Here is a 15,106-nt window from a genome sequence, read left to right on the forward strand (position 1 = left end):
AGGTGCCTCCCGTTGCCGTGTCGAAACAGCTTCTTAAGCCACTGCATGGATACCTCCAATTTTCGAGGGACTGCCCGTACCGGGCTGATTTACCGGGTTACTTGGAAGGCCCCGGCGGCCGGTGCTACTTCACTTGGCTGACCGTGACGATTTTCAGCCACGGTCCCGCGGGAACCTGGTCCCGCGGCACGAACTGCCAGTCGACTTTGTCCGACTCGCCGTCAAGCTCGGAGAAGCCAAGGCACCCGTTGAGCGCAGGCGAGACATCCATTCCGGCTCCGTTGAAGTTCTTGTTGACTGGACGTGCATCATTGGATCCGAAAACGTAATTTTTGTCGTGATATTGCCCCGGACCGGCATCTTCAATCTGTCCGTAGCATTCGCGGTTGCCCATCCGGATCCTCACCCACTGGTTCTTCATGTAGCTGAAGGAACGGTTCTGGGCATTGCCCGCGAAACCTGGATCGTTGGCCCACGGAATGACGCTGGCCCTTTCGGCGAACGCGGTGGGATCGTTGACGTCATCGTAGGGAAGATCGAGGTAGAACGGGTTCTCCTTCGGAGTCATGCTGGTGGGCGCGTATCCTTTGGCCTGCGTTCTCGCCTCGGTCTTGCAGCCGTTTGTCACGACCCCGTCACAGCCTCCGTAGCTCTGCATCCATTGGGAGTCGTATGTCGACATCACTTGGCTCCCGTCTGCAGCCTTGGGATCAAAGATCTCGCCAACCCAGAAAGTCGTGGACACGATCCCGGTGTGCCATGGATACCGGCCGGCCGTTGTGGCTGATTGTGTCGGACTCGGGGAAGGTCCTGGACCGGTGCAGGCCGCCGTCAGCAGGGTAAGGACCGCAAGTACAGACACTCCGCCCCGGCTGTGGCGCCTCGGCCCGGATGCTGGGCGATTCACATCGTGCTCCTGGAAAAGGGTTCGTCGGATCTTTCCTTGGACAGGGGCAGGCGACCGGTCAGCGCATACTCCACTCACCCAGCCGCCTGTCCTTACGCTGTAGGCTTTCCCGTCCCTTGGTTCAAGATGCGAGCGTGATCTTCCAACCTGCGGGATCCAGGACTTTTGCCGGTTTGTAGTCGGCCGCGACGTTGAGGATGATTTCATCCAAGGTGGTCTTCGGCTCGAAGCCAACAAGCCCGAAGGACTTGCTGTTGTCCGGAACCCGCCTGCGCATGTCCTCGTAGCCTTCCGAGTACGCCTGCTCATAAGGCACCAAGGTGATGGTGCTGCCGCTCCCAAGGAGTTCAACAATCCTCTCGGCCAACGTCAGGATGGAAATCTCGTAGCTACCACCGAGGTTGTACGCATTTCCGTAGGCAAGGGGTTCCTCGGATATACGGACGATGGCGGGAACGATGTCGCCGACGTAGGAAAAGCACCTGGTCTGGTGGCCGTCTCCGTATACAGTCAGGGGCTCACCGACGAGCGCCTGCCGCACAAGTCGCGGAACAACCATTCCGTACCGGCCCGTCTGCCGCGGGCCCACCGTGTTGAAGAGCCGCACGATGGCAACCGGCAACCCGAATTGGCGCCAGTATGCGTGGGCAAATGCTTCGTCAATACCCTTGGCCGCAGCGTACGTCCACCGGGATTTGAGCGCGGATCCCAGGATGCGGTCCGCTTCCTCCGAGAGGCTGTCCGACGTGTTCTTGCCGTAGATCTCGCTCGTGGATGCCAGCAACAGCGAGGCACCTGATTCCAAGACCGAGTCCAGGACCACTTCGGTGCCGTGGATATTCGTGCGGAGGCTCTCCAACGGGTGGTCGACAATCAGATTCACGCCAACCGCGGCGGCAAGGTGGAAGACCCTGTCTGCACCCGCAACCACCTTGTTCACTGCGTCACGATCGAGGATCGTACCTTCGATGAAATGGAAGTTCCTGTGGCCGATGACGCCTTTGAGGTTCTCCAAGCGCCCGGTCGACAAGTTGTCCAGCACGGCGACTTCGTCCCCGGCCGCCAACAAGTACTCAACAAGGTGGCTTCCTATGAACCCGGCACCGCCGGTTATTGCTGTTTTCATTACTCCTGCTTCCGTCGAAAACCTGGTGGATCTAGAGCCGGGTTACGTTGTCGGCCTTGGGCAAGCGGTACGTCGTGTCCAGTACTGCTGGTGCTCCGGCCAGCCAGTCAAGTTCCATCTGGCTGTGCCTCGTGTGCAGGATCACCAGGTCCGCACTCCAGTCGGCAGGCGATTGCTCGGATTGGAGTGTCCCGCCGTGACCGTCGGGCGCCGTCTGGCACCAAGGATCGGAGAATGCCACTTCCGCTCCGTCGGCGATCAAGGCGGCAATGATTTCCAACGCCGGGGATTCCCGGAGATCTTCGACGTCGGGCTTGTACGCGACCCCGAGCACCATGACGCGGGCACCGGCAATACCGTGGTTGCGGTCCGACAGGATACGGCGGGCCTTCTCCACCACCTGGTGCGGCCTGCCTGCAATCCCGGCCATCGCTTGCTCGATCACCGGGGCCGTCAAGCGGGCCTTGCGCAATTGCCACAGCAGGTAGTGCGGGTCGCACGGTATGCAGTGTCCCCCGACTCCGGGACCGGGGGTGAACGCCATGAAGCCATACGGCTTCGTGGAGGCCGCATCGATGACGTCCATGACTTCCATGTTGAGTTCGTGGCAGATATCAGCGAATTCGTTGGCCAAAGCGATATTGACGGCCCTGAAAGTGTTCTCCACCAGCTTGGTCATTTCGGCGACATCCGCAGACGGCACAACGTGAACCAGTTTGGTGCTGGCGCTCAGGAGCCGTTCGGCAACTTCGCCGCAGGCCGGGGTCACGCCGCCGACTACCCGGGGAACGTCTTCGTGGGAGAACGAATCCACGCCAGGATTGATGCGCTCGGGCGAGAAGGCCACGAACACGTCACGTCCTGGAATGAGTCCCCTCGCAGCCAAGGGCAGGGCCAGAAGGTCGCGCGTGGATCCGACGTAGGTTGTAGAGGTCAGCATCAGCAACTGGCCGGTGGTGGCGAAATCGACCACCGAGGCACAGGCCGCCCGGAGAATACCGAGGTCCGGGACCAAGTACTCGTCCACGGGGGTGGGAACGCAGACAACCACCGCCGCCGCGCGGGCAAGCAACGACAAGTCGCTGCTTAGCATGAAGGTCGGATCCAACAGCGCGTTGCTGAGCCGCTCCTTGTCGGAGTCCAGAAGATCTGCACGTTGCTCGCGGATCACCGCCAGACGGGCGTCGGACACGTCGAGGCCGAGAACACGCCGACCTGAGGCGTTGATCGCCAGGGCCGTGGGCAGCCCGACATAGCCCATTCCCACGATCGCCACGTCGAAAGTAAAAGCCGGGTCCTGTGTGGTTGTCCGCGTTCCCGCACCCTCAGACCAAGCTGGTGCCTGCGTGTGCAGAGATTGCGGGCTCCCGCCCGGCTGTGTATTGAGGGTCTTTACTTTCGTGTTCGGTGCCATGGTCAGTCGACCTCCCGGTGCGTGTTGTCTCCAATGTGAAAGAAAGCCGGCGGCGAAACGGGATGTGCCCTGGTCTCAGAGGGCACATAACCGCCTGCCGCCGGCTCGATTGTTGGGGTACCCGCCGGATGTGGGAGACCGGTCGCATTGGAGTTGACTTCTCGCCGGATCACCGGGAGGTTTTCCTGTTGCATAGAATTCTTCCTGCGCTTCATCTCGAGACTCACTTATCCCCAAATGAGTGGCGGTTGCCATCAAGAAAAGCGTATTAACGAACCCCTAGGGCGGGCGCGAGTGGGCTCTACCCGTCTTTGGACACGCGGTCCCTTCCGAGGCTTTTGACTACCCGTCCGAGCGCTTTTAACCACTCGATTCAGTACTCGCTTTTAGGCCTCGGGCCCTTTGCGTGCCTTTTGCCCTAGCGCACGACGGCGGAAGGCGGCTTCCGGGAAGCGGTCACCCCATCGCAGTGGGCATAGGGGTCGCGTGCGATCAGCCCACACCCTGCATGCCGTGGCCACCGTTCATCAAGTCTTCCCGGTGGCTGATCCCAAGCTTCGCAAACATTCGGTACAAGTGACCTTCAACGGTGCGCAACGACAGGCCCAAGCTAAGCGCAATGTCCTTGTTGCTCGATCCGGACTGCACGAGCGTTGCGATTTCCTGTTCGCGCCGGGTCAGCTTCTGGAGATCCGGGGAGACTCCTTCAACCGCCGGGCCGGCCTTGTCGAGAGCAGCGGTTCGGCGCTTGAGGAGCCGCTGTCCCTCAAGCTGGCGCGCCTTATCTCCCCTGCTTTCCAGGATCCGCAGGGCGTGGCTCGCGCAGTCAGCGGCGGCAAGCTCCAGCCCGTCCCTGGCTGCCGAATCACTCAGCTCAATGAGGCGATCCGCGTCCTTGTGCGTGAGGGCAAGCCCGACGCTCAAGGCAAACTCCGCAGTGCGGCCTTCGCTGCCCTCGGCTACTGCTATCAGCCGACGCGCCACACCGGGGTCTCCCAGTCTCAGGACCAACATCAGGATGTCTATCTCCGCGCCGATGGCTCCGTCCGCGGCTGCGGAATCCGCAAGGGACATGAGTCTCGCGATCGCTGTTTGCGTTCCGGTATGCTCGGCTCGCGCTACTGCCGCATGACCCTGTGCCAACAGCGACGGATGCAAGCCTTCCCGGATTAATGCGTCGTATTCGTTTGAGTACGTCATTGCAGTGTCCCGGCGTTTCAGGATCGACGCCGCGTACGCGGCGGCAGCAACGGCGTCGGGCAGGTCGCTTCCCATGTCGGAGACACGCAGCATGCTGACCGCCTGGCGAAGCCGCGGCAGCGCCACCCCCAGGTCTCCCCGGCGCAGGTCCACCATTCCCGCAGCCAGGTGGAACATCCCGCCTGAATAGATCAGGGAGTTCGGTGCCTGGGAAACATGGTTCTTGAGGAACGTTTCCAGGACGCCGAACTCGCCTGACTGTTGCAAGGCCAGGATGTAGCGGCGCATCACCATCCCCGCGTACTGGAGGCTCCAGTCGCCGCTCCTGGCGACCATCTCCTGTATCTCCATCAAAATCTGGATCGCGGAAACCGGCCGTCCAGTGACAGCCATGGCCTCTGCGAGGAGCGTGCCCGCGACGAGGCGGGACTCGTCGTCGTCCGCTTCTTTCCAGATCTGGCGGAGCTCCCGCTCCGTCTCGATGTAGTGGCCTTCGGTTTGGCGGCCTTCCAGCGAAAGGAGCCTGCTTCCCAGCTTCCCGAGTTCCAGCTCATCAGCGCCGATCCCCTGACGGGATTCGACGAGCCTGGCCAGGGCTGCTTCCCATTCGTACGCGGCCTGTTTGATGGCGTTCGGTCCGACGCCTTGTCGCCCGGCAAGCTGGGCCGCCAACATCGATGCCTGCCGGACCGTCCGCGGGTCATTTGTCCGATCCACGACCCCCGCAAGCGACGACACCGCTCCCCGGATGTCGCCCCGGTACCATTTGGCCCGCGCCACCTCCACTTGGGCGGCCAGCCTCAGGGAAGGATCCTTGATCGCGCCGGCTACCCGCTCCACGTAGCTGGGGATGAACAACCGGTTGGCCAGCTGGGCCGCTTCCAGGATGTCGGAGTCCGGAATCTCGGTGCCCGATTCCAATCCCCAGGAGACGTAGCGCAGCAGTCCGTCCATGGTCTGGGGCTTGGACTCCATGAGGTTCACGATGCGCCGCCGGATGGTCATGCTGTGGGCGGTCGGGACGAGCTGGCGAATCACTTCGCCAACCAACGGCTGGGCCAGCCGGACATGCCGCTCGGGGTCGGACGCGATCTCGATGAAATGCAGTTCCTGCAGTTCGTCCACGGCGCTGGAGTCGCTGGCCTGTTGCACTACATTCAGCGGGACGGGCTCCGCCAGTGCCACGGTCTCCAGGGTCTCACGCTGCGCGGCTCCCAGCATCAGGATCTGGTTCCGGACAAGGTCCATCAAACGCACGCTGGTCCCCCGGAGCTCGCCCGAAAGCATCCAGGCGTCGTTGCGGCAGACCAATTGGCCCAACGATTTGGCGTGCTCGATCAGTTCCAGCAGGAACATCGGGTTTCCGCCGGAGTACTTGCAAAGGACGGCACTGGTGCCTTGGACGACGGGCGCGTCCAAGGCCTGGGCGCAAAGTTGGTTGACTTCCTGCTCGTTGAGCGGCTGCAGGTCGAATCGGTCCACGAGCCCTTCGGACCACATCGAGAAAACCTCTGCCGGCGGCGCGGGATACGGACGGCACAAGAACACGACTTTTGCGGCTTCCGCTGCCGCCAACTGTGCCAGGACAGCCACGCTGCTGTCATCGATGTGATGTGCGTCCTCCACGATCAGCACGGCTGGGGCCGGATGCGGCTGTCCTGCCGGGTTCAGCGCCGCGACTACGGCCCTCAGGACCGACAACGGTTCGTTGATCTGGCTTGGGGTCAAGGCCGTCAGCAAGGGTGCCAAGGCGGCAAACGGTACCGAGGCCAGGGTGGGGCCGGCAAAGACCCTGAACGGGCGGACGCGTTGCCCCAATTCATGGACCACTTCGTTAATCAGTGCCGTCTTGCCGATGCCCGCATCACCGAAAAGCAGGACCCCGGGACCATTGACGTCAAGAAGGCAGTCAACGACGGCTGCCATCACGTTGTATCGTCCGACGAGCGCATCGGCCGCAACCACTTCAGTCATTTCGCACCACCTTCGACGTTTCCAAGCGCGAAGCTCAACTCGGAGCGTTCAACGATTTTCAGCTTGCCGAAGATCTGGTACAGGTGCCCCTCCACCGTGCGAACTGAAACATGGAGCTTCGCAGCGATACCTTTATTGCTCTCCCGGTTCGCCGCCAGCTTGGCGATCTCCATCTCGCGGGCAGTCAGCTTCAACCCCTCTTGGTTGCTGCTTTGCGGGGTGCGCAAGCGCTGCCGGCACGTCTCCGCGAGTTGCCGCGCCTTCCTGAGGGCCGTCTTGTCCAGCTGAACCAGGTCCAGGTGCAACACGGTCTCAGCGATATCGAAGGCGAACCTGTCGTTCTGCATGTCTTCTGCCAACCGTGCCGCCTCAAGAAGAAGCTCTGCGCTTCCGGACATCGTCGCCCGCGCATACGCAACGCACAGTTCGGCGAATCGTCCCTGGCACCGGAGGGCCGAGTCCAACAACCGTGGAGCGGCTGCAACTGCGCCAAGGCGGACCGCTGAACTGAGGCAAAAGATCTCGTGACCGGGGGCACCTTCGTCCCGATCGGCGTCGGCCAGGCGGAGGAGCTCCTCAACGCCGGCCTCCGGTCCGTCGACCCGGTCCCGGGCCAACGCCGCGAGGTACCTCTTCGTTCGCTCCTTGCGCCACGTCGGCCGGCGCGGCTGGGTGGAAGCTTCCTTCAGATAGCGCAGGGCCTGCTCCTGCCCACCTTGCAGGGCCGAGGCGTAAGCCGCCGCCGTGCACGCGACATCCAGCATGCCTTCGTTGTCCTGGACCCGCAACTGGCTTATCACCGGAATGAGCGCGTCCAAACCGTCCTGGCCCCGCCCTTGCAGGCACCGGAAGATCGCTTTGGGAAGATCGATCGCCGTGGGCAGTGCCTCGGCCGCGGAAACCAAGAGGTCATCGCCGGGTTGGACCATTTCCGCCTCTTTATCCCACCGTCCTGCAAGGACGAAGGCGAACCGGAGCCGCGATGTGGCGCGCCGGGCTGCGGCGACCGAAACAGCGGGATCATGGCAGTCAGCCATCAGCTGTTCCGCCATGCCCGCCGCCTCGGATTGCCGTCCCGTCAGGGCCCACGCCTCGCACAGCCAGCTTCCGGCAAGGAGGCGGAATTCGGTGCCGTGCGATTCAAAGTCTTGAAGGACCTCTTCCAGTCTTGCTGCCATCTCGACGTAGGAACCCGAATAGCTGGCTGCCTGCGATTCGGACAGGACAAGTTCCTCCCGCAAGGCGGCGATGTCCTGTCCTTCGCCGACTTCTTCTTCGAGCCGCTGGCGGACGTGGGCCAGCGTTTCGCATGCTTGCGCCGTAGTTTCGGGAAGGGCCAGAAGAACCGCGGCTTCGGCCAGCTTGAGCCGGACCCATTTGGCAAGGGTGGATTCATCCCCCGGTTCATCCAAATGAAGACTCAGCAGGTCCCTGGCCCCGGCGACGTCACCCAGGGTCATCATCGCCCGGGCTTCCTCGGCTATTGCCCCCGGCATGGTCGCGTGGCCTGGAATGGACCGGACCAGGCGCAGGGCCAGCCGCGCATCAAGTTGCCGGTTCGCGATCGCGGCAGCTTCAAGCGCTTCTTCCCTTCCCAGCTGGGCTCCGCAGTCCAAGGCCCACGCGGCCATGGATAGCAGCATCGAGCGTTGCCCAAGGTCCGGATTCATCGACCTAAGGAGCAGGCCCCGGAGTTCGTTGCTGCGGCCAGGGGGAACGTTCGCCCGGACCACGTCACCCACCAGCTGGCTTTGGAGCCGTGCCATCCTGGGCAGCGAATCGTCGACGACGAGGACGCTCCTTTTTTCCAGGGAGTCCACATCGTCCGCAGGGGCGAGGGCCAGCAGGGATTCCAGGGGCACGGCCCTTGCCAGCGAAAGGATCTCCAGGACTTTGCGCTCACCGTCGCCCATTCGCCCAAGCCGCGTGGTGATGAGGTCGGTGATCGCCCTGCCGTGCTGTTCGCTGCGGGAGGTCAGGACCCAGACGCCGTCGCTTTTCAGTAGCGAGCCGGATTCGGCGAGCTCCGCAGCGAGCATCTTGAGGTAGTGGGGGTTGCCTCCGCTTGCTGTCCACAGCGCATGGACGCCGGACGCAGAGACCTGTGCTCCCAGTCCGGCCTCGAGCCAAGCGTGCGATTCCTGGAATGTCAGTGGTTTGAGGTCTATCCGGTGCAGGAACCCATCACCGCAAAGCCGCGTGATCTCGCCGCAGAGGCGCTGCGGGTCGGTGCAGGTGAGGATAAGCTGCGCAGTGCCGTTCCTCGCGAGTTGGGCCACTGTCATCGCCGCCAACTCATCAAGCTCGGCCGCGTTTTCTATGACCAGGTATACCGGCTTTCCCTCGGAGCGCTCACGGAGCAAATTGGTGAGCGCCGACAGCACCAGGACGGGATGCGCAAGGTATCCCGGGTCAAGGTCGCTCAAAAGGATATTGAGGGCGCCGTACGGTGATCTCGCCAACGCGGCGCTGCCCCGGATGACGACGACGAAAGAGCGCCCGCGTAGTTCGTTCACCGCGCGAGTAGTCAAGTAGCTCTTGCCGCTCCCCGACGGCCCCGTAACAAGGACACCACCCTTGGAAGCTGCCAGCGCACTGGCGATGTCTTCAACAGCGGCCCTAGGTCCAATCGGCGGCCAGGCCGTCGAAATTGCCGATTTGCCTCCGGTTCCGTCAGGCGATGACGGAGCCGAAGATGCGTCGAATGCCTGGTACCGGGACCCGTTCCCGGACCGAACGGCATGGACCGTAGATGCACTGCCTGCTGTCAACATGAGCGAGACCCCCAGTGATCGAGTGGTGACACCCCCCAATTAACCAGCTAGCCGTCAGGCCCACACCAGTAGTGAGTACTCGACTTTCATACTGCCGGATACTCGTATGCGGGTGTGAGTACCTTTCCCCCGGGTGGCAGGTACTCGTCACTGGCAGTGGCGCCCGCTCGAAATCGAGAGTGCACTACTAGTGCCCTGCGGTCTTTCCCGGGTTCAGCTTGTACTCGACGCTCCCTGCGCGACGGCGGCGGCCCCTGCAAGTTCGTCCCTGCCCGTGATCCCCAATTTCGAATAACAGCGGTACAGATGCCCTTCGACGGTCCGGACCGAGATAAGCAACGTGTCCGCAATCTGCCGGTCGCTGAGGCCCTGAACCGCCAGATTGACGATGTCCCATTCCCTCTTGGTCAGCTTCGGAACGACCGACTCGTTCTGTGTCTCCTCGCTGCCCTGGCCCAGTTCTTCGTTGCAGCGCGCCAGCCCCGCGCGCGCAACGGCACTGAGCTCTTTGGTGCTGTTGCGATCCGGTGCTGCCAACGCCAAACCATAAGCCTTCGCGGCCAGATGGTAGGCGGTGGTCGCCTGCAGCTTCTCCCCTGCGGAGAGATAGCGGGCAGCCCCCCCGAACTTAAGTGCCCGGCCATATTCGGCGAGCGCTTGTGCCCACTCGCCCTCCGTTGCAGCCGCGGTTTCACAAAACCGGTCCAGCCTGCTGAGATCGCCCAGGCCAAGCGCAAGCTCCAGGGCATGAAGTTCAAGGTACGTGGCGTTTTCCTTCGCCGCGTGGTCAGCGTTGCGGTGCAACCCTTCCACGCCGGAACCGTCGGCGTTGAGGAGTTCAAGCGCGGCGTCGAAAAAACTGTTTGCCTGTGCCGCGAGAAGGTGGGTGCTGTGTTGTCCCCAGTCCTTGTAGTCCGCCCGGAACCGTTCGGCTTCAGTCAACCCGGCGCCGGCTGCGGCGTAGAAAGCCATGGCGGCACACAGTCCGAAGAGATTCTGCGGATCGCTGTCCCTCAACGCTTCGAGTCCCGCAGTCAGCAACGGCAAGGCGTCGCCGGACTTTCCCTGCCTGATGGCAATGTACCCGGCCACCACGTAGGCCGCGCCGCCGAAGGTCGCCATCGAGACACCCGACGATTCGTAGTACCTGTCGAGGAGCGTTTGTGCGTCGGCCCAGTCACCTACAGCCAGTGCGCAAATGACGAGGCGGGCAGAAATGAATTCCGGGATGAAGAAGACATCGTTCTCCTGGGGCTGCGCCAAGCCGGCAGCCTCGAGAACCAGCAGCCGTGCCTGCCGCCCGCGGCCGAGGGCGCATAGCATCTCTGCCTTCAGGGCCACCGCCAGGGCCTTGAATAGGGGGCCCAAAGAGCCTTCCACGGTTCCCGACTGAAGGAGCACGTGCTCCAGTTCGGGGCCCATCCTCTTGTAGTCGCCGTCCACGGAGCCGGCAAGCAGCCCGATCACGGTGACGGCGAGCGTCACCGAGGCTTTCGCGTCCGGCGTCCGCTGGCCGTCGATGCCTGGCTGCTGTTCGCCCCATTCGCGGAGGACGTCGGCCTCTGCCCGAATCACGGAAGCTGACTGCCCGACGGCGGCAAGCGTGACCGCGCGGAGAACGCTGCTGGACACGACGTGGGAGGGTCCGGCAGCGCCATCCACTGTTTCTTGGGTCAAGGCTGCCGCAGCCTCGTCCCGGCGGCCGAGATTGAAGTACGAGCGGGCGACGACCGCCTGAGCAACCGATTGCCATTGCGTGTCCCGTACCGCGCCCGCCATGCGCAGTGCCGTCTCGCTCTGCAGTAATCTCGCCGAAAGCACCGCGGCCCGGATCAAGAGACGATCGGGTACGTCCGCTCCGCAGTCAAGCGACCACGCCACCATCCGCAACAAGGAATCCGGGTTGTCCTCCAAAACATCCATTCGGGAGATCAACTGCCGATGCAGTTGGAGGCTCTGCGCGGCCGGGACGATGCTTCTAAGCACCTCTCCGTAGACCGGATTGACGAGTCGAAGGTTTGGCAACCCATTGCCCCCGGGCTTGATTAAATGCTGGTCCACGAGCTCTTGGACGGCCGCTTCTCCGGCCACGACGTTAATCAACGTCTCGTCCACCGGTTCTGCCAATGCGATCAAGCTCAACGCTTCCCTGCCCGCGGCCGAAATGCGCATCAGCTGAAGTTTGACAACAGCTTCCAGCTTTACCGTGTGGACCGGTGTCGCGGCTGCTTTGAGCCAAACGCCGTGCCTCTGGACGAGGGTACCCGAGCTCTCGGCTTCGCGGACAAGGGTCTTCAAAAGAAGGGTGTTGCCGCCCGCCTCGGTCCAGAACCCATGGCTCGTGCTGTTCAGGACGATTCCCCCCAGCAATGCCTCGCACAGTTCGTGGCCTTGCTCAGCGGTCAAAGGCTCCAGGTCAAACCACTCGGCAGTCCCCTCGTGCCACAAGCGCAGGAGCGGCCCGGGGACTCCCGGCCGTGGAATGCATGCGGCCACGATTTTGGCCCACCCTGCCTGGACAAGCTCGGTCAGCATCGCGCACGTGGCATCGTCAAGGTAGTGCGCGTCATCGACGAGCAGCAAAGCTGGTCCGGTACCTACGCGGACGCCCTCAAGATGATCCCAGAGTGAGCGAAGCACGGCGACCCGGGAGGATATGTCGGCAAGCGAAAGATGGGCAAGAAAAGGAGCCAGTACCCCGTACGGGACCGCGGTCAGTGACGGACTTCCGTGAATCGGGACTACCGCACGTTCCCCGCCAAAGGCGCTTCCTAGTTGGGCCAGGAGAGATGACGCGCCGAGACCGGAATCGCCCACGATGAAGACGGCCGAACAGTCATCCGCACGGATGGCAGCTGTAATTCCAGGAAGCAAATGCCCATAGTCGAGCCACGGTTCGGGCGGCCTTGTACCGCGTTCTCCGACGTGACCATGCACCGCCGCAGCGTTGTCATGACTGCGCGGTTCCTTCAAGCTCGCTCCTCGATGAGATTCCCATTTTCGTGAAGATTTGGTAAAGGTGGCCTTCGACTGTGCGCACGGAAACTTGCAACTGGTTGGCTACCTCTTTGTTACTCAACCCTTGACTGGCCATCTTTGCAACCTGACGCTCCCTTTCCGTCAGTTCGGGTCCGAAAGTGTGTGGTGTCAGGGGTAGCACCGGCACGGTCCCGACCAAGCGGTCCAGCCGCTGTTGGGCCAGCCTGGCGGACGCTGAATCGCCGGCTTCCCGGGCGATGTCCAAGGCCAGGACGGCACAGCGGGACTCTACCGCATCCAATTTCAGTTCCTGGGCAACCGAAGCAGCAAGAAGCAGCGTCTTCGGGTCCTTCTTGCGGGTTCCCTCCGCCACCATCCGGTTCACTGCGGCCATCTTGCCCTGGCGGCGCGATGAGACCTGCTCCAGGAGCAGCAGCTCCTCCTCGGTGCCGTGCACGGTGGCGCCGAAGAGGCTGATTGATGCCGTGGTGATCCGTCCCTTCGCCAAATCCCGGTTGGCCGACTCGATGAGACTTTGCTTCGCCCCGGGATCCTTCAGCCAGCGTCTTGCCATCTTGACGCAGAATTCGGCCATCCAGGCGGGGAACCAGGCTGTTTCCCCTTGTCCCTTTTCCGCCAATTCGAGAAAAGTCCGGGATTCCTTCACGTCCCCGGCCTGGGCGTACGCAAAAGCGAGCGCCGAGTAGGCCAATGCTGGTCCGTAGTAGTTGCGCCTGATCTCCAACTGCGCCTGGGCCCCCAGCAGGGTGTCGATCGCGACTGAAGCCCGTCCGGCATAGGTGTAGGAAACGCCAAGGGCAAGTTCTGCGGCACCGCCAAGGTAGTGGATGTTCTTTGGTTGCTGATCGAGGGTAGCCGTCAGCATCCGGGCAAGTTCTTCCCACTGTCCGCTGCAAAGGAGTGCGGCAAACAAGCCTTCGGACAACCAGTTATGCAACCGCGGCCGCGCCTTTGCGCGCTGAATCTTGTGCCTCAGCTCGCGCGCCAGCTCGATCGCCTCCATTTCCCTGCCTAGTACTGCCCAGGCCATGGTCAGCAGGCTCCCGCAGCTCAGCCTTTGCTGAAGATCAACGCCATCCCGGTACTCCTGCTCCAAGGCTTCGGCAACTTCGGCATACTCGCCCTGATGGACGTGGAGCTCGAAACTCGCGAGCCTCAGCATCCCGCATGCCCGTTCTATTTCAGTGGCATCCGCTCCGGCTTCCTGCGATCGGCGGGAAAGATCCTCCCCCGCCTCAGCGATGAGGCCCGGGATCTGGAGGTGCCCGCCTGGAATCCACAGCAGCGCACTGCAGAGCTCCTGCACATAGTCCGCATAGTCATACGCCGCGAGGCGCCGAAGCTGCTCGGGCGCCACATCCTTCAATGCGGCCACCGCAGCCTCGTGCTCGGCCAGAATGACGTGGGAAACGCAGCGTTGCTGGGCGGCAGCCACCCATTCCTTGTCCTCGCGTCCGATCTGCCGGGCGCATTCCAAGGCGAACCAAGGATCGAATTGCCTGTTCGCTGCCGTCGCAGCCGCGAGGGCCACCCCGGGTTCAAGGGTTTCGCGGACGTTCAGCGTCGAAGAGGCAAAGCCCAGGAGCGCCTCGGCATCCAGGTCCCGGGTAATGCTGCCGATCACCCCGGCGGCGAGCCGCCGCAGTTCATTCCTCCGCGGCAGGTCCATCCAGCCCCGAATGACCTCCCCCATGTACTCGTCGCGCAGCGCCACCCGGCGGGCCCCTGACGCTTCGATGCGGAGATAGCCGGACCACTCCATCTCGGCAACCACTTCAGGTTCCAGGACGTCCAACAACACGGCGAGCGGGGCCGTTCGAATGAGGGCAAGTAGCTCCAGCGCTTCCCGGACCGCAGGGCTCTCCCTGGCCAGGCGCGAGCGGACCAGATCGGTCAGGACTTCGGCGGATGAAAGGTGGATTTCGCCCTTCATCGCCCAAACCTGCCCGGCCAGGTGCAGGTTGCCCGAGCGGAGCTGCTCAGTGACAATGGCTTGGAGCACCAGGGGATTTCCACCGCTGGACGCGTGCAAAGCGCTTGCGGCCGTAGCGGTCACTCGTTTCCCAAGGACGCCGCTGAGCAATTTGGCAACTTCCGCGCGGGAAAAGACCTGAAGTTCAACCTCGTCCAGGAGGCCGTCTTTCAACAGCCTGACCAGATCTTCCGGCATGTCCGTGGCTTGGCGGACGGTGACGAGGACTTTTGCTGTCCCACTGATTAATAAGTGCACGAGAAGTGCTGTGCTCATGGTATCCAAAGCGGGAAGTTCCGACAGGACCAACAGCACTTCGCGCCCCGCGGCGTCCGAACTTATCAAATGCGAGATCTCGTGGATAATCGCGCCAGGGGAATCTGCGGCATCGATTGGCAGCCTCGCGAGCAGATGGGCCAGGGCCCCAAACGGAGTGGTGACGTCCGTGGAGCCGTGCAAATGCAGTACGTGGGTCCTTGGAGTGAGGCGGGCCTCTACTGAACGGGCAAAAGTCGCTTTGCCCACGCCCGGCGCGCCAACCACCACCACTCCATACAAAGACGGGTCGCCGAGCGCTTCAATAACCGTGTTCTGAAGATCCTGCCGGACCAGTGACGACCATTTTCGACGCTCCGCAGCGCCCAGTGCTTGCCGCTCCGTTGCGGGTCGCTCTGTTTCAGATTCCGGTGTTGCTCGCAATTTAGATCACGCTACCTTCGCAGCTCTGGCGGACGTGACG

General features: G+C 62.7%; 7 protein-coding genes. All 7 read right to left on the bottom strand.

The window, feature by feature from the left end; all coding sequences use genetic code 11:
- Positions 1-124: 124 nt before the first annotated feature.
- The gene (locus ACSVHC_RS04265; RefSeq protein WP_437772937.1) at positions 125-745 is read right to left on the bottom strand and encodes a hypothetical protein; all 621 of its coding nucleotides are present in this window, start codon (positions 743-745) and stop codon (positions 125-127) included.
- 283 nt (positions 746-1,028) lie between these two features.
- Complete coding sequence (locus ACSVHC_RS04270; protein ID WP_437772936.1) at positions 1,029-2,033, bottom strand: dTDP-glucose 4,6-dehydratase; 1,005 nt, start codon at positions 2,031-2,033, stop codon at positions 1,029-1,031.
- A 31-nt stretch (positions 2,034-2,064) separates the two neighbouring features.
- On the bottom strand, positions 2,065-3,447 hold the full coding sequence (locus ACSVHC_RS04275; protein WP_437772935.1) for a nucleotide sugar dehydrogenase: 1,383 nt from the start codon (positions 3,445-3,447) through the stop codon (positions 2,065-2,067).
- A gap of 492 nt (positions 3,448-3,939) precedes the next feature.
- Complete coding sequence (locus ACSVHC_RS04280; RefSeq protein ID WP_437772934.1) at positions 3,940-6,621, bottom strand: helix-turn-helix transcriptional regulator; 2,682 nt, start codon at positions 6,619-6,621, stop codon at positions 3,940-3,942.
- A complete protein-coding gene (locus ACSVHC_RS04285; RefSeq protein ID WP_439180615.1) occupies positions 6,618-9,395 on the bottom strand; it encodes a helix-turn-helix transcriptional regulator in 2,778 nt (925 codons plus the stop codon). The genes ACSVHC_RS04280 and ACSVHC_RS04285 overlap by 4 nt, the downstream gene beginning before the upstream one ends.
- A 213-nt stretch (positions 9,396-9,608) precedes the next feature.
- Positions 9,609-12,368 (bottom strand): LuxR C-terminal-related transcriptional regulator, encoded by a 2,760-nt coding sequence (locus ACSVHC_RS04290; RefSeq protein ID WP_439180616.1) that lies wholly within the window; start codon positions 12,366-12,368, stop codon positions 9,609-9,611.
- A complete protein-coding gene (locus tag ACSVHC_RS04295; protein ID WP_437772931.1) occupies positions 12,346-15,066 on the bottom strand; it encodes a helix-turn-helix transcriptional regulator in 2,721 nt (906 codons plus the stop codon). The genes ACSVHC_RS04290 and ACSVHC_RS04295 overlap by 23 nt, the downstream gene beginning before the upstream one ends.
- Between the last annotated feature and the right edge of the window lie 40 nt (positions 15,067-15,106).

Source organism: Arthrobacter sp. KNU-44 (assembly GCF_051843155.1).
GTDB lineage: Bacteria > Actinomycetota > Actinomycetes > Actinomycetales > Micrococcaceae > Arthrobacter.